This is a genomic window from Streptomyces sp. NBC_00433 (assembly GCA_036015235.1).
Classification (GTDB): domain Bacteria; phylum Actinomycetota; class Actinomycetes; order Streptomycetales; family Streptomycetaceae; genus Actinacidiphila.
Genome location: CP107926.1, coordinates 8,040,635 through 8,064,428, shown reverse-complemented (window position 1 = coordinate 8,064,428; position 23,794 = coordinate 8,040,635). Strand labels below are relative to the sequence as shown.

Here is a 23,794-nt window from a genome sequence, read left to right as displayed (position 1 = left end):
CAAGCTCCCGGATGCCCGGGTCCCACCGCAGCACGGGACCCGGGCATCCGGCCTTCCCCCCCACACCGGCCCGGCGGCCCAGGGGCCGCCGGTGAGAGAGGCGGACCCCCCATGCTGCAAGCCTCGTTCGGCGCTCCCCCACCCCTTCGACGACGGCGGCCGACCGCCGCCCAGACCCGGCTCGCCGCCCTCGTCGGCTTCGTCCTGGTCGTCGCGCTGGCCCTGGTGGCCACCCCCAGGGCCGCCCGCGCGGCCACCCCGGTGCTGCTCTCCCAGGGCAAGCCCGCCACCGCGTCCTCCACCGAGAACGCCGGCACGCCCGCCTCCGCGGCGGTCGACGGCGACGACGGCACCCGCTGGTCGAGCGCCTTCGCCGACCCGAGCTGGGTCCAGGTCGACCTCGGCTCCTCGCAGCCCGTCACCCAGGTCGTCCTGCACTGGGAGGCGGCCTACGCCAAGTCCTTCCAGATCCAGGTCTCCGACAACGCCACGACCTGGACGAGCGTCTACTCCACCACCACGGCGACTGGCGGGAACCAGACGCTGAACGTCTCGGGCACCGGCCGCTACGTGCGGATGTACGGCACCGCCCGTGCCACCCAGTACGGCTACTCGCTGTGGGAATTCCAGGTCTTCGGCGGCTCGGGCGGCACGGCCACCGGCGGTGCGACCGGCGGTGGCGGCACCACGCCGGGGCCCTGCGGCAACTCCGGTGCGGCGACCGGCCGTCCGGCCACCGCGTCGTCCACCCAGGACACCGGCACCTTCCCGGCGTCCGCGGCCTTCGACGGAAACACCGGCACCCGCTGGTCCTCGGCGGCCGCCGACCCGCAGTGGCTCCAGGTCGACCTCGGCTCCTCGCAGGACATCTGCGGGGTGACGCTGAACTGGGAGGCCGCCTACGGCACCGCCTACCAGATCCAGACCAGCGACAACGGCAGCACCTGGGCGACGGCGTACTCGACCGCGGCGGGCACCGGCGGCACCGAGACGCGCTCCTTCACCGCGCACGCCCGCTATCTGCGGGTGTACGGCACCCAGCGGGCCACCCAGTGGGGCTACTCGCTGTGGGAGGTGCAGGTGCTCTCCCCCGGTGGCGGCCAGACCGGGCCGCCGGGCGGCGGCACCGGCGGTGACGGCGGCAACGGCGTGTGCCCGTGGGTGGGTTCGACCGCTCCGGTCGCCGACCGGGTCGCGCAGGTCCTGTCGCACATGACGCAGGCGCAGAAGCTCACCATGCTGCACGGCAACGGCGCCGCGCAGCCGTACATCGGCAACACCGACGCGATCGCTTCGCTGTGCATCCCGGCCATGGGCTACCACGACGGCCCCAGCGGGGTCGGCGACGGCTTCGGCGGTGTCACGCAGCTGCCCTCCGCGGTGTCGTCCGCGGCGACCTGGGACACCGGCCTGCAGAAGCAGTACGGCACGGTGGCCGGTGCCGAGTTCGCCGGCAAGGGCGCGGACGTGGCGCTCGGCCCGACGATGAACATCGTGCGGGACCCGCGCTGGGGACGGGCGTTCGAGACCTACAGCGAGGACCCGTACCTGAGCGCCCAGATGGCGACCGCGAGCATCCAGGGCATCCAGAGCCAGGGCGTCATGGCGCAGGCCAAGCACGTGGCGGTCTACAACCAGGAGACCAACCGCAACGGGCCGGCCGACAACGCGATCATCGACCAGCGCACCCTGCACGAGATCTACCTGCCGGCCTTCCAGGCGGCGGTCGGCAAGGGCGCCTCGGCGTCGGTGATGTGCGCCTACTCCACCGTCAACGGGGTCTACGCCTGCCAGAACGCGGACCTGCTCAAGAAGGGCCTCTACCAGGAGGCCGGATTCAACGGCTTCGTCACCAGCGACTGGGGCGGCGCGCACTCCACGGTCGACGCCGCCAACAACGGCATGACCGTCGAGATGCCGGGCGGCTACTTCTACGCCGACTTCCTGGCCCAGGCGCTCGCCAACGGCCAGGTCAGCCAGGCGACGCTGGACACCATGGTCACCCGGGTGCTGACCGAGATGTTCAGCTTCGGCATCTTCGAGAAGCACAAGACCGGCAACCGCGACTCGGTGGTGACCAGCGCCGCGCACCAGACCACCGCACGGCAGGTCGCGGAGCAGGGCTCGGTGCTGCTGAAGAACAGCGGTGTGCTGCCGCTGTCGGGAGCCGACGCCACCTCGATCGCGGTGATCGGCCCGGACGGCGGCGCCGGGGTGCGCAGCGTCGGCGGCGGCAGCGCCACCGCGACGAGTTCGGGCACGAAGGCGCCCATCGACGCCGTCAAGGCCCGCGCGGGCACGGGCGCCACGGTGACGTACAACGACGGCAACGACGTCAACGCGGCCGTGAACGCGGCCCGCTCGGCGAGCGTGGCGGTCGTCTGCGTCGGCTACGGCGAGAACGAGGGTACCGACCTGGGCGGCATCGACCTGTCCAGCGCGCAGAACCAGCTGGTCCAGCAGGTCGCGGCGGCCAACCCGAACACCGTCGTGGTGCTCAACACCGGTTCCGCGGTGACCATGCCGTGGCTCGGGCAGGTCAAGGGCGTCATCGAGGAGTGGTACGCGGGCCAGGAGGTCGGCAACTCCCTTGCCGCGCTGCTGTTCGGCGACGTCAACCCGTCGGGCAAGCTGCCGGTGACCTTCCCCGCCTCGCTGAACGACGTGCCGGCGCACACCGCGGCGCAGTGGCCCGGCAACGGCAACGTGCAGTACAGCGAGGGCCTCAAGGTCGGCTACCGCTGGTACGACGCGCAGAACATCACACCGCTCTTCCCGTTCGGCTTCGGCCTGTCGTACACCACCTTCTCCTTCTCCGGCCTGCAGGTGGGGGCGTTGGACGGCAGCGGCAACGCGACGGTGAGCGCGACCGTCACCAACACCGGCACCCGGGCAGGCGCCGAGATCGCCCAGCTCTACGTCGGCGACCCGGCGTCCACGGGCGAACCCGCCAAGCAGCTCAAGGGCTTCCAGCGGGTGGACCTGCAGCCGGGCGCGAGTGCGAAGGTGACCTTCCCGGTCAGCGCGCACGACCTGGCGTACTGGAACACCACGACGTCGGCCTGGACGACGCCTGCGGGCGCCTACCAGATCATGGTCGGCGACTCGTCGCGGAATCTTCCGCTGACCGGCACGCTCACCGTGGCCACCGCGATGAGCGCCAGGACGGTCGGCGCGACGGGCACCGCCGCGTCCACCGTCACCGTGGTCAACCCGCGGGGCATGAGCGGCCCGGCGGACACCCCGGTGCGGCTCGCGGTCGCGGCCAGGGCGACCGGCGGCGCCGCCCCGGTCTTCAGCGCGACCGGGCTGCCGGCCGGGCTGGCCATCAGCCGGGACGGGGTGATCTCCGGCACTCCCGGCAGGGCCGGCACCAGCACGGTGAGCGTGACCGCCACGGACGGGCAGGGCGCGGCCGATACCGCGACCTTCGTCTGGACGGTCACCTGACGGTCCCGGGCTGAGGCCCGACGAGCCCCGGCCCCACCGATTCTGCCTCCCCATGGGTGAAGACGACTCCCCGTGGGGAGGCAGATGTACATGACAATACAGACGGGTTCAGCGGCCGTACCAGACGGTGGTGATGTCGCAGAACTCGCGGATGCCGTGCGCGGACAGCTCGCGGCCGTAGCCCGACCGCTTGACACCGCCGAAGGGCAGCGCCGGATGCGAGGCGGTCATGCCGTTGAAGAACACCCCGCCCGCCTCCAGGTCCCGCACGAAGCGCCGCTGCTCGTCCTCGTCGGTGGTCCACACGTTGGAACTCAGCCCGAACGGCGAGTCGTTGGCCAATTCCACCGCGGCGTCCAGGTCCGGCACCCGGTAGAGGGTGGCGACCGGGCCGAAGGCCTCCTCGCGGTGGATGCGCATCGCCGGGGTGACCCCCGTGAGCACGGTCGGCTCGTAGAACCAGCCGGGCGGCAGCGCCTTGGGCCTGCGGGCCCCGCACAGCGCCTCGGCTCCCCGGTCGAGCGCGTCCCCGACCAGCTCCTCCAGCTCCGCCCTGCCCTGCTCGGTGGCCAGCGGGCCGACGTCGGTGGACGGCGCCGCCGGGTCGCCGACCCGCAGGGCGCTCATCGCCCGGCTGAAGCGCTCAGCGAAGGCGTCATAGACGTCGGTGTGCACGATGAAGCGCTTGGCGGCGATGCAGGACTGGCCGTTGTTCTGCACCCGGGCGGTCACCGCGACCTGCACCGCGCGGTCCAGGTCCGCGGCGGCCGACGGCATCACCACGAACGGGTCGCTGCCGCCCAGTTCGAGCACCGTCTTCTTCACCTCGTCACCCGCGACCGCGGCCACCGCCCGGCCCGCGCCCTCACTGCCTGTGAGCGTCGCCGCGGCCACCCGCGGATCGCGCAGGATCTTCTCGATCGCGCCCGAGCCGACCAGCAGGGTCTGGAAGCAGCCCTCGGGGAAGCCGGCGCGGTGGAACAGCTCGCCGAGGTAGAGCGCGGTCTGCGGGACGTTGGAGGCGTGTTTGAGCAGCCCGACATTGCCGGCCATCAGCGCGGGCGCGGCGAACCTGACCACCTGCCAGAGCGGGAAATTCCACGGCATCACCGCGAGCACCACGCCCAGCGGCCGGTAGCGGACGTACGCGCGGGCCGCCCCGCTGTCCTCGACGTCCGCGGGGTCCGGGTGCTCGTCGGCGAGCAGCGCCTCGGCGCGGTCGGCGTACCAGCGCATCGACTTGGCGCACTTGGCCGCCTCCGCGCGGGCCGAGACCAGCGTCTTGCCCATCTCCAGGGTCATGATGTGGGCGATGTCGTCCCGCTCCTTGTCGAGCAGGTCGGCGGCCGCGTGCAGCAGCCGTGCCCTGGTGCCGAAGTCGGACTCCCGCCAGCTGCGGAAAGCGCTCCGGGCGGCGGCGATCCGCCGCTCGACACCGTCCGCGTCGAGCGCGTCGAAGGTACGGACCGTCTCCCCGGTGGCGGGGTTCACGGTGGCGATCGGCATGGTGCTCCTCCTCGTGCCGCGGGCCGGGCGGGCGGGCGCGCGGGCCGGGCGCCCACGAGGCGCGGGTACCCGCGCCGACCGTGTCCATGCGGCTGCGCGGCCATCCTGCCCTGCGCCGCCGCCGCGAGCGTCGGCGCTGCGCCAGCGCACCGGCGCACGGCACCCGCCCGGCGCAACCCGGCACGCGGACCTACCACCGTCCGGGTGAAGCCGCGAACGGCGGCAGGCCGCCCGGAGGGAGCTGACCTGCAGCGTTCACCCACTCGTAACGCCTGCCACATCGGTCACAGGTTCTACGCGCGCAGAATCGTTGCCCGCACCCCACCCACCGCCCCCCACATGGAGGTTGACGGATGCCTGGTCCCCGTACGTCCCGCAGCAGGATCGCGCTCGGCGCGACCGCGGCACTGGGCGTGATCGCCCTGGCCGCGGCCGGCGTCGCCACCGGAAGCGCGCAGGCCGCGCCGACCGGTTCCGCCGCACCCGCCGCGGCCGCCACGCACCGCGTGCTCTTCGACAACACCAAGGCGGAGACGGCCGGCAATGCCGACTGGATCATCAGCACCAGCCAGCCCGACCCGCTCGGCCAGGACTCCACGCCCAACGCGGAGACCGACTGGACGGGCGCGCTGTCCTCGTGGGGCGTCGCCCTGCAGAAGGCCGGCGGCTACAGCCTGAACACGCTGCCCTCCGGGCGGACCATCACCTACGGCAGCGGCTCCAACGCGCAGGACCTGAGCAATTTCGACACCTTCGTGCTGATCGAGCCCAATGTGAAGCTCAGCGCCGCGGAGAAGACCGCGGTGATGACCTTCGTGAAGAACGGCGGCGGGCTGTTCCTGATCTCCGACCACAACAACAGCGACCGCAACAACGACGGTTGCGACTCTCCGTGCGTGATCAACGACCTGCTGACCAGCAACGGGGTCGACAACACCGACCCGTTCGGCTTCTCCGTCGACCTGCTCGACATCAGCACCGACAACCCCCGGGCGATCAGCAGCGGTTCCGACCCGGTGCTGCACGGCCCGTTCGGCACGGTCACCGGCAGCATCCTGCGCGACGGCACCACCTTCACCCTCAAGCCGGCCGACAACCCCGACGTCAAGGGCCTGCTCTACCGCGCCGGTTCGTCCGGCAACAGCGGCGCCTTCTTCGCCACCAGCACCTTCGGCAGCGGCCGGGTGGCGATCTGGGGCGACAGCTCACCGGTGGACGACGGCACCGGCCAGTCGGGCAACACGCTCTACGACGGCTGGAACGACCCGGCAGGCACCGACGCGGCCCTGGCGCTCAACGCCACCGCCTGGCTGGCGGGTTCCGGCGGCACCACACCGCCCACCACCCCGCCGACCACGTCCACCAGCGGCACCACCGGCGGTGGCGGCAGCTGCACCGCCCGCCAGCTGCTCGCCAACCCCGGCTTCGAGTCCGGCAGTTCCTCCTGGTCGGCCTCCAGCGGTGTGATCAACAACGACAGCGGCGAAGCGGCGCACAGCGGGTCGTACAAAGCCTGGCTCGACGGCTACGGCACCGCGACCACCGACACGCTCTCCCAGTCGGTCGCCGTCCCGTCCGGCTGCGCGGCCCAGTTGACCTTCTGGCTGCACATCGACACCGCGGAGACCGGCAGCACCGCCTACGACACCCTCAAGGCGCAGGTACTGAACTCGTCGGGCACCGTGCTGACCACCCTGGCGACGTACACCAACGCCAACGCGGCGTCCGGCTTCACGCAGCGCTCGTTCAACCTGGGCGCCTATGCCGGGCAGACGGTCACGGTGAAATTCACCGGGACCGAGGGCTCCAAGCTCCAGACGTCCTTCGTCATCGACGACGCGGCGATCAACGTCAGCTGACCGGGTGGCCTCCCGCCGGCGCGGCCGCCGGCGGGAGGCCGCGCTCTGTCAGCCCAGCAGGCTGGGCTGGGCCGCGGGGCCGAACTCGCACCAGACGGCCTTGCCGTCGCCCCGCGGCTCGACACCCCAGTGGGTGGACAGCGCGTCGATCATCAGCAGGCCGCGCCCCGAGGTGGCGGCCTCGCCCGGCGAGCGGCGGCGCGGCCACACGCTGGAGCGGTCCTGCACCGTCAGCCGGACCCGGCGGACCGGCTCGGGCATCACCTCCAGGGTCATCACCGCACCGCCCTCGGTGTGCAGCAGCACATTGACCAGCAGTTCGCCCGCTGCCACCTCCACGTCGTCGGCCAGCCAGGGCAGCTGCCACGCCTCCAGCGCCTGGCGCAGCGCGAGGCGGGCGTCGGCCAGGCCCTCGGGGTCGGCCTGGTGGACGTAGAGGTGCACGCGGGGCGCCCGCGGGGTGCCGGGGTCGGGGTCGCGGCGCAGGATCAGCAGGGCCACGTCGTCCTGCGAGCCCCAGCGCTCCCACAGGTTGCCCGCGAGGTGGTCGGCCAGCGCCTCCGGGGGGTCGGGGCCGTCGCGCACCGCCTCGGCCAGCGCCTCCATGCCGATGGTGATGTCCAGGCCGCACTCCTCGACCAGCCCGTCGGTGCAGAAGACCAGGGTCTCGCCGGGCACCAGGTCGACCCGGGTCTCGGGGAATTCCTGCAGGTCCAGGCTGGTGGCCAGGCCCAGCGGCAGGCCGCCGCGCACATGCGGCCAGCCGGTGCTGCCGTCGGTGTGCCGCACCAGCGGGCCGAGGTGGCCGGCCCTGGCGATGCGCACCGAGCCGCCGGCGAGGTCCAGCTCCGCGTAGGCGCAGGTCGCGAAGCGCTCGGTGTCCAGCTCGGCGAGGAAGCGGGACGCCCTGGCCAGCACGGTCGACGGCGGGTGGCCCTCGGCGGCGTAGGCGCGCAGCGCGATCCGCAGCTGGCCCATGACGGCCGCGGCATGCGTGTCGTGGCCCTGGACGTCGCCGACGACCAGGCCCACCCGGTTCTGCGGCAGCGCCACCACGTCGTACCAGTCGCCGCCGACCTCCCGGCCGCTGGACGCCGCATGGTAGCGGACCGCGACACCGGCGCCGGCGACCCGGGGTATGTCCCTGGGCAGCATCGCGGCCTGCAGGCCGGTGGCGAACTCCCGCTCGCGGTCGAAGAGGATCGCCCTTTGCAGGGACTGCGCCACGATGGCGGCGAGCGCCGCGCACAGCTCGCGGTGGGCAGTGGTGAGGACGTCACCCGAGCGGTAGAAGAGCGCGAGGCCGCCGATGGAGCGGGCCTGGGCGACCAGCGGCAGGAAGGCGGCGGCGTGCACGTCCGGTGTGCCCGCGACATAGGCGCGCATCGCGGGAAACCGCTCTCCCAGCGCGGCCAGCGAGGTGACGAAGTTCGGCTGCTGGGTCACCACGGCCTCGCCCAGCGGCAGCGACCCGTCCAGGCGGCGCGGCGGCAGCTCGCCCATGCCGCTGATCGCGCTGCCGCTGGCACCGACGAACCGCAGGTTGCCGCCGTCGATCAGCCCGAGCACCAGGCCGTCGGCGCCGAAGCGCTCCAGGCCGCCCGCGCCGGTCAGCACGGCGGCCAGGTCCCCGACGGTCACCGCGCGGGACAGCGCCTCGATGGTCTGCCGGACGACCACGGCAATGCTCTGCGGCTCGGCGAGCGGCGGCCCCGGCTGCATGTCGGGCGCCTGGGTCAGCTCGTCGGTGGCGTCCCTGACGATGCCGACGATGCGGTAGGCGTTGCCCCGGGAGTCGCGCAGGATGGTGCCCTGGGTATAAGTCCACTGCTTGGTGCCGTCCCTGCGGGTGATCTGGAAGTAGCCGCCGTAGCTGCGCTGCCCGGCCTGCAGCGCCCTCCTGAGCGCGTAGTCCAGCCGGGAGCCCTCCTCGGGCGCGATCCGCAGCACCAGCGACTCGGGGCGCGAGTCGAACTCCTCCGGCTCCAGGTCGAACACCTGGAGGCCGGCCGCGTCCAGCTCGAACGTCTGGTGGTCCAGATGCCAGTCGAAGCTTCCCATGCCGTTCATGGACAGGCGCTCCCCCGGGCCGATCTCCGTCTCGGGAGGCCGTCCCTGCTGCAGGACCGGGCCGACCCTGGGGTCGTAACCACTGCGGACCGGCCGCTTGGGCACTGTCATGCGCTCGCTCCGGGGGTCGGACCTGCGGTCAACGGCCCGCGTCCGCGAGGCGGGCCGCCGGGGCACCTTCAGCATGATTCGCAGGCATTACGACCATTATGCTCCGCTTCGCCGCATCATCCGCGCGGGTCAGTGCGCGGCTGTGCGGCGACGGCGTACGGCGACCAGGCCGGTCGCGCCGACCAGGGCCCCGACCGCGACCACCTTGACCGAATTCGGGCCGGTCACACCCCCGCCGAGACCGGTGCGCACGGCGCCGGGCACGGCCGCGCCGCGCTCCTCGACGGCCAGCGGTACGGTGCTCTGCCCGGCGTCGCACCCGAAGGTGACGTCGTAGCGCGCACCGGGCCTGGCGTACCGCCCGACGGTGACCGTGGCGCTCTGCCCGGTCCCGTCGCCGGGGCCGAGCGCCACGGTGCCGAACAGGCCGGGGGCCGAGGCGGTCGCCGGGCCCGCGCAGCCGGTCGCACGCAGGGCGACGGTGTCGCCGGGGGCGGCGGTGGCCGGTGTGGCGGTGAAGCCGGGGCCTCCGGCGGCGGCCGGCGCGGGCGCGGCGGCCGCGAGGGCCGGGGCAGCCGCGAGGGTGGCCAGGGTGAGGGCGGCTGCGGATATGAGCCCGGCGCGCATACGGCTCTCCTGTGCCGGGGGCGGTCCCGTGACCGCTCCAAGGGCGCGGCCGGCACTTTCCGGTATCCAACGGCGCCACCGCCCCGCCCGCCCGCCGGGACCGCGCGGGGCGGGGCCTCCGGCGCGGCCGACTGCCTTACGGGCGGCCCGCGTTGGCCGCGGCGCTACGTCCCAGGGCGGTGGACCCGTTCGGGTGGGCGCGCTTGGCCGGCGGGCACCGGTGCGGCTGCGGTGCGGGGCGGGGTCGACCCCCCAGGACGCGTGAGGAGGCGAGGGCCGCATGGGCGCGTGAGGGCGGGGTACGCGAAGGGGCGAACGGTAAGCGATCTCCTACGGAGTGTGCGATGACCAGTCCGTACCCTGACCCATTCCCGCCGGTGCCGCCGCCGGACGAGCCGGTGCCGGGACCCCCGGTCCCGACCCCCGAGCCCCACCCGGTCCCGGGCCCGTCGCCGGATCCGCTCCCGACCCCGCCTTCCCCGGTGCCGCCCTCCCCTGAGCCCACACCGGCGCCGTCCCCGCCCCCGATCGACTTCGGGCAGCCCTGATCCCCGGTCGCACTGTGCGTTGAGCCGCTGAGCGCGCTGTTCTTCCCCAGAGCTTTCACCTGGGGGAGAACAGCGCGCTCAGCCGTTTTTCGCAGGTGGCTCCGCGGGGTGCGTGACGGCGCCGCCCCCGTCGCGAGCGCCACTCGTTCCGTACATGATTTCGATTCTTTCCCCGATCGGAGTACAAATCGAAAATATGCCCGGACGTTCATCATTAAGGTCGATAATCCGCACGCGCCGCGAACATGACACGCGGTATCACCGCAGGTGAGAGCCCAACCCCTTCGAACGCCACCGCGTGTATGGCACACCCTTCGCGATCACCTCCGCAGAATGGCCACAACTTCTCCGCGAAGTGCCCCACCATGGTCCCCGGAAATACGGCCGAAAAAGGGCCGTTGTGCGTGGGGGCACGCCGATCGGGAATCGGCGGCCCCCGGGGGAGGTAATTCATGGGCAGAGCATTGCGTGCCGCATCCGTCGCTTCGGCGGCGGCACTGGTGGCACTGGCGGTCGCGCCGACAGCGGCGCACACCGCGGTGCCGCCGCGGGTCGATCTCAGGGTGCTCGTGGTGGACGACGGGGGTCCGGCCACCGCCGCCATCACCTCGGAGCTGGACGGCGCGGGCACTCCGTACACCACGGTGAACCTGGCCGCCGCGGGCCGGCCGGTGATCACCGCGGGCTTCCTGAGCGACACCGTGTCGGGGCGGCCGCGTGCCAAATTCCAGGCAGTGGTGCTGCCGAACGACAACCCGTTCGGCGCGGGCTCCGCGGAGATGGCGGCCCTGACGGCGTACGAGACGACGTTCGGCATCAGGCAGGTGGACGCCTACACCTACGCGCAGCCCGCGGTCGGGCTGAACTACGCGCAGACCGGCGGCTACCTCGGCCAGCTGGACGGTACGCAGGGGCAGGTGACCGCCCAGGGCGCCGCCGGCGACTTCGGCTACCTCACGGGCCCGGTGCCCTTCGAGGACAACGACCCCTACCAGGCGGAGAGTTACGGCTACCTGGCCACTCCGCTGGCCGCGCAGGCCGCCGGGGCGAGCTTCACACCGCTGGTCGACGCCCCGATCCCGGGCAGCTCGCAGCGCGGTGTGCTGGTCGGGCAGTACGCGCACGACGGGCGCACCGAGCTGGTGATCCCCTTCGTCTACAACCAGTACCAGCAGCAGTTCCGGCTGCTGGCCCGCGGCATCGTGGAGTGGATGACCCAGGGCATCCACCTGGGCGCCGACCGGAACTACTTCGAGGTCCAGGTCGACGACGTCTTCCTGGCCGACGACCGGTGGAACAGCACCCTCAACTGCACGCCGGGCGACGTGGACTGCCCGATCGGCACCGGCGAGGACGCCGACCCGATCCGGATGACGGCGGCGGACGCCGCCTACGCCGCGCAGTGGGCGAAGGCGCACGGCTTCACCTTCGACTTCGTCTTCAACGGCGGCGGCAGCGAGGACTGGAAGGCCGACCACGACACGACGTCCGACCCGCTGGCCGACCAGCTGGTCGCCGACAAGAACAGCTACCGCTGGGTGAACCACACCTATCTGCACCCCTTCCTGGGCTGCGAGCAGGACGTCAGCGTGGTGCCGTGGCGCTGCGAGACCACCGCGGGCGGCGCCACGAAGTGGGTGAGCAAGGCCGACATCACCGACACGGTCAAGGACAACCGCAGCTGGGCAGCCTCCCACGGACTGTCGCTGAACAGCCAGGAGCTGGTGACCGGCGAGCACTCCGGCCTCAAGGTGCTGCCGCAGCAGCCCGCCGACAACCCCAACCTCGCGACCGCGCTGAGCGGGCTCGGCGTGAAGTACCTGGCCAGCGACAACTCCCGCGAGTCCGACCAGCGCCAGGTCGGCCCGGCCCTGACCGTGCCGCGCTTCCCGATGAACGTCTTCTACAACGCCGGCACCGCCCAGGAGGAGGCCGACGAGTACAACTGGATCTACACCAACCTCGCGCAGGGCGGCAGCGGCGCCTGCGCGACCTCGGGCAACTCCACCTGCCTGATCGCCCCGTTGGACCCGGCCACCGGCTACGCGTCGTACATCGTGCCGCTGGAGGCGAGGATCGACCTCGGCCACGTCCTGGGCAACAACCCGCGCCCGCACTTCATGCACCAGTCGAACCTGGCCGAGGACCGGATCGCCTACCCGGTGCTGGAACGGGTGCTCTCCGGCTACGCGGCGCTCTTCGCGGCGAACACCCCCACGGTGAATCTGCGGACCGCGGACATCGCCGAGGAATTGCAGCGCAGGGCCGCGTGGAGCGCGGCCTGGAAGGGCGGCAAGGTCACCGCCTACCGCATCGACGACACGGTCACCATCAGCGCGCCGAGCGGTGTCCAGGTCGACGCGACCGCGCCGGCCGGCACCCGGCAGGCGCAGTTGCTCGGCACGACGGCCTTCGGCAGCGGCTACGCGGGCCGGCTGTCCGGCTGGGCCCAACCGGGCCTGCTCCAGGGCTCGGTGACCCTGGTGCTGCCCGCCGCCGCGGTGCCCGAGGCGCCTGCGGCCGCGGCGCAAGCACCGGCGAAACTGGCCGCCCCCGTCGGCCGGCTGCCGGTGCCCAAGGGCGTCTCCGACGCCGTGCCCGCGGGACCCTCCGACAGCGCGCGGCAGTAGCCCGCGGCGTCCGAAGCACACGGGCGGGCGGGGCGGTCGTCGGCCCGCCCGCCCGGCGGGGGCGCCCGCGCGCCGCCGGCCCGTCACCACCTTTCTGCCTTGACCACCTGTCCAGGGGGGACACCACTTCATGCACGCAGTCTTCGGCGAGCCGCCGTCGCGCATCGCGCAGGTGACGCTGCTGACCGAGGGGACGTATCCGCACAGCCCCGGCGGGGTGAGCGTGTGGTGCGACCAGCTCGTCCGCGCCATGCCCGACGTGGACTTCCGGGTGACGGCCGTCACCGCGACCGGACTCGAACAGCCGGTGTGGGAACTGCCGCCGCAGGTGAAGGCGCTGGAGTCGGTGCCGATGTGGGGCGGCACCCGGGGCGGCAAGGGGCCGCGCGGCCGGGACCGGCGGGCCTTCCTGGGCGCCTGGGAGCGGCTGCTGACCGCGCTGCTGGCCGAAGGGGACGGCACCGACGAGCTGTTCGGACCCGCGCTGTACGAACTCGGCGGATGGGCGGACGCCGGTGTGCTGTCCGCCGGGCTGCGCTCGGAAGCGGCGGTACGCACCCTGGCCGGGCTGTGGCGGCGGCCGGACACGGCTGTGGCGGCCGCGCAGCCCGCCCAGCACGACGCGCTGACCGGCACGGACCTGCTGGAGCACGCGCTGCGCCCGCTGGCCGCCGCGGCGCCGACCGGGGTGGCGCACGCGGTCAGCGGCGGGCTCGCCACCCTGCCCGGCCTGCTCGCGCACCACCGCGACGAGGTGCCGCTGCTGCTCACCGAGCACGGCGTCTACCAGCGGGAGCGCTACCTCGGCCACCGCACCGGCCCCTACCGCTGGCCGGTCAAGTCCCTGATGCTGCACTTCTTCCGGCTGCTGGCCCGCGAGTCCTACCGGCACAGCGCGCTGATCACCCCGGGCAACCGCTACAACCGCCGCTGGGAGGAGCACGGCGGCGCCGACGCGGACCGTATCCGCACCGTCTACAACGGGGTCGACCCGAGCGCCTTCCCGCCCGCGGGTCCCGAACCCGAGGCGCCGACGCTGACCTGGGCGGGGCGGATCGACCCCATCAAGGACCTGGAGACGCTGATCCGCGCGTTCGCGCTGGTCCGCGAGGAGATACCGGCGGCGCGGCTGCGCATCTTCGGCGGCACGCCGCGCGGCGGTGAGGAATACCGCGCGCGGTGCGAGGCGCTGGCCGCGGCGGTGGGCGCGGCCGGCGCGGTCACCTTCGAGGGCCGGGTCGACGACATCCGCACCGCCTACGCGGCCGGCCAGGTGGTGATGCTCTCCAGCATCAGCGAGGGCTTCCCCTTCACCCTGATCGAGGCGATGTCCTGCGGCCGCTGCACCGTCTCGACCGACGTCGGCGGTGTCCGCGAGGCCGTCGGCGAGACCGGCCTCGTCGTCCCGCCGCGCGACCCGGCGGCCATGGCCGCGGCCGCCCTCGCACTGCTGCGCGACCCGGCCCGCCGCGCGGCCCTCGGCGAGGCGGCCAGGCTCCGGGTGATCGACCAGTTCACCCTGCGCCAGACCATCGACGCCTTCCGCGCCATCTACACCGCCCTTTCCCCGTCCGAGCCCCGCACCGCCCAGCAGTACGGCGGCGTGACCTGGATGTCCCGCATCTGGCGCCCCGCCCTGACGGAGGGCACGGGATGACCGGACGTGCGGTACGCGGCGGGTCGGGCGGCGTCGACACGCCCTGGGCGGCGGGCCGTTCCGGCGCGCCGGGAGGGCTCGGGGCGAGCCGGCCGGGGCCGGTAGGTCGGGCAGGTGGGGGCGCGTGAACGGGGGGCTGCGTGTGGTCGAGGCGTCGGACGGGTGCGTCGTGCGGGTGGCCTCGTTGCGGCGCGTGCCGTCGTGGGCCGCCGCCGACCCGGTCGTGGAGCTGGCGGAGCGGCTGGCCGGGCCTTGTTCCAGTGCGGCGCACGCGGACGAGGTCGCCGCGCTGCTGGAGTCCGAGGGGCTCACCGACGAGCAGATCACCGAACGCTATGAGCACCGCGACCTGTTCACGCTCGCCGAGGCGCTCTTCGCGCTGGTGCCGCGCGCCTACCCCGAGCCGGAGCCGGGCGCCGACCCGTGGCAGACGGACGTCGAGCGCTGCGTCCTGCGCGGCCTGACCTTCGCCCTGCCGGGCGTCGCCTATGTCATCGGCGGGCGCTGGGCGGAGGGGCCCGACGGGCCGTTCGGCGTGACCGCGGCGGTCGCGGGCTGGGCGGCGGCCGCGCTGTGCAGCTGGGGCTGGAACCAGGGGCTCGCGCACCGGGCCGGCCTGCTGCTGCTCGCGCAGCGCCAGCGGGCCGCCGCCCGCTGCCTGCTCACCGGCGGCGCCGCGGGCACCGCGCTGGCCACGGCTGCTGCCGTCGCCGTCACGGGCCTCGCCCACCCGTCGGCCCCGGCCTTCGCCTTCGGCCAGGCCCTCTACATGGCGGCGGCCACCGTCCTGCTGGTCCTCGGCCGCGAGCGTTCCCTGCTGTACGTCCTGGCCCCGCTGACCGTCTCGGCCGCCTGCGGCGCCGCCGGGCTCCCCTCCCCCGCGGTCGCCGCACTCCTCACGTCGACGGTCGCCGCCGCCACGGCGGTGGCGGTCGCCACCGCCCTCCGCCCGGCCGCTTCGACCCGCACCACGGTTCGCCGCCGCTTGGCCGACCGCCTGCGCGGACGCCGAGACGCGGGCGACGACGACCCGCCCCGTACGGCAGAGCGCGCCGCACGGTGGCGGAGGCGCGGCGGTCCGCCCCGTACGGCAGGGGACGCCGCCCGCACGCTCGCGGCGCGGCTGCGAAGGCGCGATCGCCCGTCGCGCACGGCGCAGCCCGCCGCAGGCGCGCCCACGGGAGTGCCCCTGCACCGCTCGGTTCCCTTGGCCGTCGGGGGGCTCGCCGCCGGGGGGATGGTGGTCGCCGCCGCGCTGGCCGGGGAATTCGTCGCCTCGCTCACCGTGAGCATGGGGGTGGCCGAGTGGCTGCTCTTCCGGCTGCGGAGCCGGTGCCTGGTGGCACTGCGGCGGACCGGGGTCGCCGAGCGGCTGCTGCGCAGGTCGTGGCCGGTGCTGGTGCGGTGCCTGGGGGCCTACGCGGCAGCGCTGGCGGCGCTGGCGGGCGTCGAGTCGGCGGTCCTGCCGGGGGCGGCGGCGTGGGACGCACCGCATCTGGGGGTGCTGCTCGCGCTCGGCTCCATGCTGTGGCTCGCGCTGGTGCTGCAGTCGTGCGGGCGGCCCTGGTGGGCAGCCGCCGTGCTCTCCGCGGCGACGGGCACCGCCCTGCCGCTGCTGGCGGCCCGCACCGGCTCGCCCGGCACCGTCATCGGGCTGACCGGCGCGGGCGCCGCCGCCGTCCTGCTCGCCGCGGCAACCACCGTCACGGCCCGGGTGACCACCCACCGCTGAGCCCCACACACCTCAACACACCTTCGTCACAAGGAGAGTCTCCGTGTCCACCGCAACTGCCGTCGCCGTCACCGGCGCCGAGGGCTTCATCGGCTCGCACCTGGTCGAGGCGCTGGTCGCCTCGGGCCGCCGGGTGCGCGCGATGGTGCAGTACAACTCCTTCTCGTCGCACGGCTGGCTGGAGCTGCTGCCGTCCGACGTGACGGACTGCGTGGAGGTCGTCCTGGGTGACGTCCGCGACCCCGGCTCGGTGCGCGACCTGGTCGCGGACTGCGACACCGTCTACCACCTGGCCGCGCTGATCGCGATCCCGTACTCCTACCGCGCGCCGCGCAGCTATGTCGACACCAATGTGAGCGGCACCCTCAACGTCCTCGAAGCGGTACGGGAGTCGGGCATCCCGCGCCTGGTGCACACCTCGACCAGCGAGACGTACGGCACCGCGCAGACCGTACCGATCAGCGAGGACCACCCGATCGTCACGCAGTCGCCGTACGCGGCGTCCAAGGCCGGCGGGGACCGGCTCGCGGACAGCTACCACGCCAGCTTCGGCACCCCGGTGGTGACGCTGCGGCCCTTCAACACCTTCGGGCCGCGGCAGTCGATGCGGGCGGTGATCCCGACCGTGATCGGGCAGGTCGCCGCGGGCGAGCGGAAGGTGACGCTGGGCGACCTGCGGCCCACCAGGGACTTCACCTACGTCGAGGACACCGCGGCCGCCTTCCTCGCGGTGGGGACCGCGCCCGCCGAGCGGGTGGTGGGCCGGACCTTCAACGCGGGTACGGGCGGCGAGATTTCGGTCGGCGACGTGGTGCGGCTGATCGGCACCCTGATGGACGCCGACCTCGCGGTCCTGGAGGACCCGCAGCGGCTCCGCCCGGCCGGCTCCGAGGTGATGCGGCTGGTGTGCGACGCGGCCCGGCTGCGCGAGGCGACCGGCTGGGCGCCCGCACACCGGCTGGAGGAGGGCCTCGCCCGCACCATCGACTTCTTCCGCGACCCCGCGCACCTGGCCCGCTACAAGACCGCCGCCTACAACGTCTGACGCTCCGTCATCACTGTCTCAGGACCTCATGTCACCATGCCCGCACCACATCTGGGGGGACCCACCATGCACGCTGTCATCCTCGCCGGCGGCAAGGGCGTACGGCTGCGGCCGTACACCACCGCACTGCCCAAGCCGCTGGTGCCTATCGGCGACAGCCACGCGATCCTGGAGATCGTGCTCAGACAGCTCGCGGCAGCGGGCTTCCGGCGCTGCACGATCGCCATCGGGCACCTGGGGAACATCATCCGCGCCTATGTGGGCGACGGTTCGCAGTGGGGACTCGACGTCGACTACGTGACCGAGGACAACCCGCTGGGCACGATGGGCCCGTTGCTGACCATGCGCGACCAACTGCCGGAGCACTTCCTGGTGATGAACGGCGATGTGCTCACCGACCTGGACTTCGGCGAGCTGCTGCGCGCGCACACCGGATCCGGCTCGCCGCTGACGATCGCCACCTACCAGCGCACCGTCAGCATCGACTTCGGGGTGCTCACCACCGACGAGGGTCAGGTGGTGGGCTTCACCGAGAAGCCGAGCATGGACTACCGGGTGTCGATGGGCGTCTACGGGGTCTCCCGCGGCACCCTGTCCGACTACACCCCCGGCCTGCCGCTGGGCTTCGACGAGGTGGTGCTCGACCTGCTGGCCGCCAACCGCCCGCCGCGCGCCCACGACTTCGGCGGTTACTGGCTCGACATCGGCAGGCCCGACGACTACGACCGGGCCAACGCCGAATTCAGCAGCCTGCGCGGGTCGCTGCTCAAGGGGGCGTGAGCGGCGCATGAGCAGGATTCTGGTGCTCGGCGGTACGGGCTTCCTCGGCAGCCCGGTGACCGCGCGGCTCGGCGAGATGCCGGGGGCGACCGTGCTGCACGGCGGGCGGTCGGCCACCGGCGGGCGGCGGGCACCCGACCTGCCCGTCGACCTGGGCACGGTGCCGGTGGACTTGCTGGCCGGCGGGCTCGCGGCGCTCGGCCCCGACGTGGTCGTCAACTGCGCGGGGCTCACGGCGGGTCCGGCGAGCGCGCTGGCGGCGGTCAACGCGCGCGGGGCCGCGGCGCTCTGCGAGGCGATGGCCGCGGCGGTGCCCAAGGCCCGGCTGGTGCAGCTGGGTTCGGCGGCCGAGTACGGCCCGGGGGTGCCGGGGACGGCGCTCAGCGAGTCGGCCACCCCCCGGCCCACCGGCGTCTACGGCGCCACGAAACTCGCGGGCACCTTCGCGGTGGCCTCTTCCGGGCTCGACGCGGTGGTGCTGCGGGTCTTCAACCCCGTCGGCGCCGGCGCCCCCGTGTCCGGGCTTCCGGGCCGGCTCGCCGCCGCCTTCCGCGGCGCGCCGCCGGACGGGCCGGTCACCGCCGGCGACCTGGGCGCGTACCGTGACTTCGTGGACGTGACGGACGTGGCCGAAGCGGTGGCCCGAGCCGCGACCGCAACCGGCCCGCTCCCGCCGGTGCTCAACGTCGGCTCGGGGCAGGCCACCGCGGTGCGGGACCTGGCCGCCGAACTGGCCCGGATGTGCGGATACACCGGCGGGATCGAGGAGTCGGGCGCGGGCTCGGAGCGCTCGGCCTCGGTCTCCTGGGTCCGCGCGGACATCTCGCTGGCCGCGGCCGCCCTGGGCTGGCAGCCGATCCGCACCCTGCACGACGCGCTGGCGGCCCTGTGCCGGGCCCCCGCCCCGACCGCCGGCGCCCCGGCGTGACGGCCGCATCCGCGGGCGTACCGCCGCACACCGCGGGGCCTTACGCTGCCGCTCCGCTACCGGCGCCCGTGGCGGGGTCCGTCGTGCCCGCCCGGTCGCTGCTCGTACCGCTGTACGTGCATCCCGCCGTCGACCCGGGTGCCTGGCGGGCGCTGGAGCGGGCGGCGGGGCGGCTCTACGGGGTGGTCGTCAATGTCGCCGACGGCCCGGGGCACGGGCGGCCCGACGCCGTGGTCGCCGCGGCGGCGGAGCGGCTGCGGGCGGCCGGGGTGCGGCTGTTCGGCTATGTGGACACCGACTACGCGACCCGGCCCGCCCAGGAGGTCGAGCGCGACGTGCGCCGGCACCGGGAGTGGTACGGGGTCAGCGGGGTGTTCTTCGACCGGGCCGCGGCGGGGCGCGACCGGCTGCCGTACTACCGGCGGCTGGTGACGGCCGCCCGGCGCGACGGCGCGCGGACCGCGGTGCTGAACCCGGGGGTGCATCCGGACCCGGGTTACGCGGCGGTGGGCGACCTGCTGGTGACCTACGAGGGCAGCTGGACGGACTATGCCGCGGCGACCGTCCCGGGCTGGACGGCCGCCCATTCCCCGGCCCGCTTCTGCCACCTGGTCTACGGCGTGCCCGGCGCCGCGGCCGCGCGGGCGGTGGCGCGTACGGCCGCGGGGCGGGGCGCGGCCGTCCACTGCGCGGTGCCCGGCGGCCCGCCGAACCCCTGGCAGCACGTCCCGGCGGGCGCCGCGTGACCGGCCGGGCCCCCGGGGCCGCCGCGGCCGCCCGCGGGCTCGGGCCCGTCGTCGCGGGCGTGCTGCTGCTCGCGGCGGCGGCCTGCTCCGCTCCCGGCGGCCGCGACGACGCCCGTCCGACGACGGCATCCCCCCACCCGGCCCGGCCCACGACACCGTCCCCCTCCGCCTCCCCGTCCGACTCCCGGCCCCCGTCCCCGTCCGCGACCAAGAGGGCAGTGCGGGGCGGTCGTTGGCAGCCGCGGCCCGGGGTCGCCTGGCAGTGGCAGCTCAGCGGCACCGTCGACACCTCCGTCGACGTCCCCGTCTACGACATCGACGGGTTCGAGAACGACGCCTCCGTCGTCGCGCGGCTGCACCGCGACGGGCGGCGGGTGATCTGCTATGTCAACGCCGGTGCGTGGGAGTCCTTCCGGCCGGACGCGAAGGCCTTCCCCGCCGCGCTGCTCGGCCGCGGCGACGGCTGGAACGGCGAGCGCTGGCTGGACATCCGGGCGGTCGACCGGCTGCGGCCGCTGATGGCGGCCAGGTTCGACATGTGCCGCGCCAAGGGCTTCGACGCGGTCGAGCCCGATCTCCTGGAGGGCTACGCCAACACCACCGGCTTCCCGCTGACGGCCGCCGACCAGCTCGCGTACAACCGCATGATCGCCGGGCTCGCCCACGAGCGCGGGCTCGCCGTCGGGCTCAAGAACGACCTCGGCCAAGTACGCGAGCTGCTGCCGGACTTCGACTTCTCGGTCGACGAGCAGTGCGCGCAGTACGGCGAGTGCGGGCGGCTGTCGCCGTTCGTCGCGGCGGGCAAGCCGGTCTTCCACGTCGAATACGAGCTGGAGCCCGCCCGGTTCTGCCCCGCGGCGAAGAGGTCGGGCTTCAGCTCGATGCGCAAGCACCTGGCGCTCGACGCCTGGCGCCGGCCCTGCTGACGGCGCCTCAGATCAGCCGCCACATCGGCCGCTACGCCAACCGCATCGGCGGCGCCCGCTTCCTCCTCGACGGCCGCCACCACCGCCCCTGGCAGGCCGCCCCCTCCCTGGCGCCCTCCGGCTGGCCCTGCACAGCCCCGACGGCGACATGGGCTTCCCCGGAGCGCTGGACGTCACCGCCACCTACGCGCTCGGCGCGGCCGGGACGCCGGCGCTGAGCTTCGGGGCGCGCACCGACCGGCCGACGGTGGCGAACCTCACGAACCACGCGTATTTCGACCTGGCGGGAACAGGAGCCCCGGACGACGCGCCGCGGGAGGCGTCCGGCGGGATACTGCGGCACATGCTGCGTATCGACGCCGACAGCTTCCTGCCGGTCTCCACCGAGTCCATTCCGTGGGGGCCCCAACAGCGGGTGGCGGGCACGCCGTTCGACTTCACCACCGCACACCCGATCGGTGACGGGCTGCGCGCGCCCGACCCGCGGGTCAAGGCCGCCGACGGGTACGACCACTGCTGGGTGCTGCGGCCGCCCGCCGACCCCGCGGCGCCGCGGACCGCCGCGGCGCTCCACGACCCGGGCAGCGGCAGGACGCTGGAGGTGCGCACCACCGAGCCCGGCATCCAGGTCCACACCGCCAACAAGCCCGACGGCTCCCTCGCCGGGGCCGACGGCCGCCGCTACGGCCCGCACAGCGCGGTGTGCCTGGAGACCCAGCACCTGCCCGAATCGCCGAACCGGCCCGGCTACCCCCCGACGGTCCTGCGTCCCGGCGAGGTCCTGCGCGGCCGCAGCGAATTCCGCTTCCCGCACCTGCCCGGCGGCGGGTCGTGACCGGGCCGGCGCCGCTGCTCGTCGTGGACGGCGCGAACGTCGTCGGCTCGGTGCCCGACGGCTGGTGGCGGGACCGCAGAGGCGCCGCGACCCGGCTCCGCGACCACCTGGTCCCGCTGGCCGCGGCAGGCCTCCCCGCGGAGGTCGGCGCCCCGCAGTGGGCCGTCGGCGTGCCGCTCGACATCGTGCTGGTGACCGAGGGCGCGGCCCGCGGTGTTCCCGCCGTCCCGGGCGTCCGCGTCGAGGAGGCCCCCGGCAGCGGCGACGACCTGATCGCCGCGCTCGCCGCCGGCGCGGCGGGCCGCCCGTGCCTGGTCGTCACCGCCGACCGCGGCCTGCGCGCCCGCGTCGAGGCGGCGGGCGCCCGGTGCGTCGGGCCGCGCACAGTCCGCCCGCGCTGAGCGGCGGCCGTCGTGGCGCGGCGTCCGATATCCGCCAGCCAGGAAGGCTGAAGCCGGTCATAATGGACGCATGACGACCGAGGACAGCAGATACGAGGCGGTGCGGAGCCGGGACGCGCGGTTCGACGGCGCGTTCTTCTTCGCCGTGTCGAGCACCGGGATCTACTGCCGGCCCAGCTGCCCCGCGGTCACGCCCAAGCGGGCGAACGTGTCCTTCTTCCCGACCGCCGCCGCCGCGCAGGGCGCCGGATTCCGGGCGTGCCGGCGGTGCAGGCCCGACGCGGTGCCGGGGTCCGCGGACTGGAACGCCAGGGCCGACGTCGTCGGCCGGGCGATCCGGCTCATCGGCGACGGCGTCGTGGACCGCGAGGGCGTCGCGGGCCTGGCCACCCGGCTCGGCTACAGCGCCCGCCAGGTGCAGCGGCAGCTGAACGCCGAATTGGGCGCCGGGCCCATCGCGCTGGCCCGCGCCCAGCGCGGCCACACCGCGCGGGTGCTGCTCCAGACCACCTCCCTGCAGGCGGCCGAGATCGCCTTCGCCGCCGGCTTCGCCAGCGTGCGGCAGTTCAACGAGACCATCAGGGATATCTACGCCGCCACCCCCACCGAGCTGCGGGCCGCCCGCCCCGGCCGCGCCTCCCGCTTCGGCTCCGTAGCCGACGCCGACGCCGCGCCCGCGGGCCCGGTCGGCGACCGCGGCACGGCGACCGGCGTGCCGCTGCGGCTCGCCTACCGCGGCGCCTACGACTCCGCGCAGGTCTTCGACCACCTCGCCGCGCGTGTCGTGGCCGGAGTCGAGGAGGTCACCGGCGAGCCGGGCTCGCGTACGTATCGCCGTACGCTGCGGCTGCCGCGGGGCTTCGGCGTCGCCGAGGTCGCGGAACGGCCCGGCCGCGGCGGCTGGCTCGACTGCCGGCTGCACCTCGGCGACCTGCGCGACCTCACCACCGCGACGCAGCGGATGCGGCGCCTCCTCGACCTCGACGCCGACCCCTACGCGGTCGCCGAGCGGCTCGGGGCCGATCCCGAACTGGCCGGATCCGTCGCCCTGCGGCCGGGGCTGCGGGCACCGGGCACCGCCGACCCGGAGGAATACGCGCTGCGTGCGGTCATCGGTGACGCCGCGGTGTCCGCCGCCGTCGTGGCCGCGTACGGTTCGCCGCTCGCCGCGCCCAGCGGCGGCCTGACCCACCTCTTCCCGCGGCCCGCGGACCTCGCGGCGGCCGATCTCACGTCGGTGGGCGCCGACGTTCGGTCCACGGTGCGGGTCGTCGCCCGCGCCCTCGCCGAAGGGGTCCTCCGGCTCGACCCGGGGGCCGACCGTGACGAGGCCGAGCGCGTCCTCCTCGCCCTCCCCGGGGTGACCCGGCGCATGGCGTCCGCCATCCGCATGCGAGCCCTGGGCGACCCCGACGTCCCCCTCCCCCCGGGCTCCGCCCGTTCCCCCCACTGGCGCCCATGGCGCACCTACGCCAACCTCCACTCCCTGGGGCTCCCCCTCCCGACCTCCGCCCCGTAATCGCCCCGGGGTGGCTGCCCCGTGCGATGCATCGCTTGCCTGGCTGCCGTCGTGGCTGGTCGCTCCGTTCTCCCCCAGCGCTTCGCCCGGGGGCACCCCCACGCGCCCCTGGGTGATTGCCACTTGCTGTGGCGTTGCTTCCTTTCCCGCCTCGTCGGCGGGGCGCGCGGTTCCCCGCGCCCCTGAAAAACGCTCACCCTCCTACGCAGAGGGAACCTGGCAGGGGCCAACGCCGGGCGCAGGAGGACGCCGGGCCCAAAGGGGCGCGGGGAACTGCGCGCCCCATCACGATGCACGCGCAAGCAAGCAACGCACCGCACCGCAAGGGGCAATCACCCAGGGGCGCGCGGGGGTACCCCCAGGCGAAGCGCTGGGGGAGAACGGCGCCGGGAGGTGGGGGCCGCACCCCGCAGGGGTGGGAGGG

General features: G+C 74.3%; 15 protein-coding genes and 1 pseudogene. 13 read left to right on the top strand and 3 right to left on the bottom strand.

Annotated features, from left to right (window positions below):
* Nucleotides 1-111: 111 nt before the first annotated feature.
* The gene (locus OG900_34850; GenBank protein WUH94819.1) at nucleotides 112-3,450 is read left to right on the top strand and encodes a discoidin domain-containing protein; all 3,339 of its coding nucleotides are present in this window, start codon (nucleotides 112-114) and stop codon (nucleotides 3,448-3,450) included.
* A gap of 108 nt (nucleotides 3,451-3,558) precedes the next feature.
* Here OG900_34850 and OG900_34845 read toward each other — a convergent pair whose 3' ends face one another.
* The gene (locus OG900_34845) at nucleotides 3,559-4,956 is read right to left on the bottom strand and encodes an NADP-dependent succinic semialdehyde dehydrogenase (GenBank protein WUH94818.1); all 1,398 of its coding nucleotides are present in this window, start codon (nucleotides 4,954-4,956) and stop codon (nucleotides 3,559-3,561) included.
* A 353-nt stretch (nucleotides 4,957-5,309) separates the two neighbouring features.
* On the opposite strand from OG900_34845, the gene OG900_34840 reads away from it, so the two are divergent.
* Entirely contained in the window at nucleotides 5,310-6,815 is a 1,506-nt protein-coding gene (locus OG900_34840) for a hydrolase (GenBank protein WUH94817.1), read from the top strand.
* 48 nt (nucleotides 6,816-6,863) lie between these two features.
* Here OG900_34840 and OG900_34835 read toward each other — a convergent pair whose 3' ends face one another.
* Complete coding sequence (locus tag OG900_34835; GenBank protein ID WUH96032.1) at nucleotides 6,864-8,885, bottom strand: SpoIIE family protein phosphatase; 2,022 nt, start codon at nucleotides 8,883-8,885, stop codon at nucleotides 6,864-6,866.
* Between the two features lie 240 nt (nucleotides 8,886-9,125).
* Nucleotides 9,126-9,623, bottom strand: a complete 498-nt coding sequence (locus OG900_34830) for a hypothetical protein (GenBank protein ID WUH94816.1) — start codon at nucleotides 9,621-9,623, stop codon at nucleotides 9,126-9,128.
* Nucleotides 9,624-10,623: 1,000 nt separating this feature from the next.
* On the opposite strand from OG900_34830, the gene OG900_34825 reads away from it, so the two are divergent.
* The 11 genes and pseudogenes from OG900_34825 to OG900_34775 all read left to right on the top strand — a co-directional run bounded on the left by OG900_34825 (nucleotide 10,624) and on the right by OG900_34775 (nucleotide 23,370).
* Nucleotides 10,624-12,801: a hypothetical protein gene (locus tag OG900_34825; protein ID WUH94815.1), complete on the top strand. Its 2,178-nt coding sequence runs from the start codon at nucleotides 10,624-10,626 to the stop codon at nucleotides 12,799-12,801.
* Between the two features lie 130 nt (nucleotides 12,802-12,931).
* Nucleotides 12,932-14,458, top strand: coding sequence for a GT4 family glycosyltransferase PelF (pelF, locus tag OG900_34820; protein ID WUH94814.1), 1,527 nt, complete (start codon nucleotides 12,932-12,934; stop codon nucleotides 14,456-14,458).
* Between the two features lie 124 nt (nucleotides 14,459-14,582).
* Complete coding sequence (locus OG900_34815) at nucleotides 14,583-16,190, top strand: hypothetical protein (GenBank protein WUH94813.1); 1,608 nt, start codon at nucleotides 14,583-14,585, stop codon at nucleotides 16,188-16,190.
* A 43-nt stretch (nucleotides 16,191-16,233) separates the two neighbouring features.
* Nucleotides 16,234-17,235, top strand: coding sequence for an SDR family NAD(P)-dependent oxidoreductase (locus OG900_34810; GenBank protein WUH94812.1), 1,002 nt, complete (start codon nucleotides 16,234-16,236; stop codon nucleotides 17,233-17,235).
* Between the two features lie 66 nt (nucleotides 17,236-17,301).
* Entirely contained in the window at nucleotides 17,302-18,015 is a 714-nt protein-coding gene (locus tag OG900_34805) for a sugar phosphate nucleotidyltransferase (GenBank protein ID WUH94811.1), read from the top strand.
* Between the two features lie 7 nt (nucleotides 18,016-18,022).
* Nucleotides 18,023-18,943, top strand: coding sequence for an NAD(P)-dependent oxidoreductase (locus OG900_34800; GenBank protein WUH94810.1), 921 nt, complete (start codon nucleotides 18,023-18,025; stop codon nucleotides 18,941-18,943).
* Between the two features lie 83 nt (nucleotides 18,944-19,026).
* Complete coding sequence (locus tag OG900_34795; protein ID WUH94809.1) at nucleotides 19,027-19,689, top strand: spherulation-specific family 4 protein; 663 nt, start codon at nucleotides 19,027-19,029, stop codon at nucleotides 19,687-19,689.
* Nucleotides 19,686-20,615 (top strand): endo alpha-1,4 polygalactosaminidase, encoded by a 930-nt coding sequence (locus OG900_34790; GenBank protein ID WUH94808.1) that lies wholly within the window; start codon nucleotides 19,686-19,688, stop codon nucleotides 20,613-20,615. The genes OG900_34795 and OG900_34790 overlap by 4 nt, the downstream gene beginning before the upstream one ends.
* Nucleotides 20,616-20,638: 23 nt before the next feature.
* Nucleotides 20,639-21,450: pseudogene (locus OG900_34785) on the top strand (galactose mutarotase).
* Entirely contained in the window at nucleotides 21,447-21,851 is a 405-nt protein-coding gene (locus OG900_34780; GenBank protein ID WUH94807.1) for an NTP pyrophosphohydrolase, read from the top strand. Before OG900_34785 ends, OG900_34780 begins: the two are co-directional and overlap by 4 nt.
* 70 nt (nucleotides 21,852-21,921) lie before the next feature.
* Nucleotides 21,922-23,370 carry a helix-turn-helix domain-containing protein gene (locus tag OG900_34775; protein WUH94806.1) on the top strand — a complete coding sequence of 483 codons (1,449 nt, stop codon included), beginning with the start codon at nucleotides 21,922-21,924 and terminating at the stop codon, nucleotides 23,368-23,370.
* Nucleotides 23,371-23,794 lie beyond the last annotated feature (424 nt).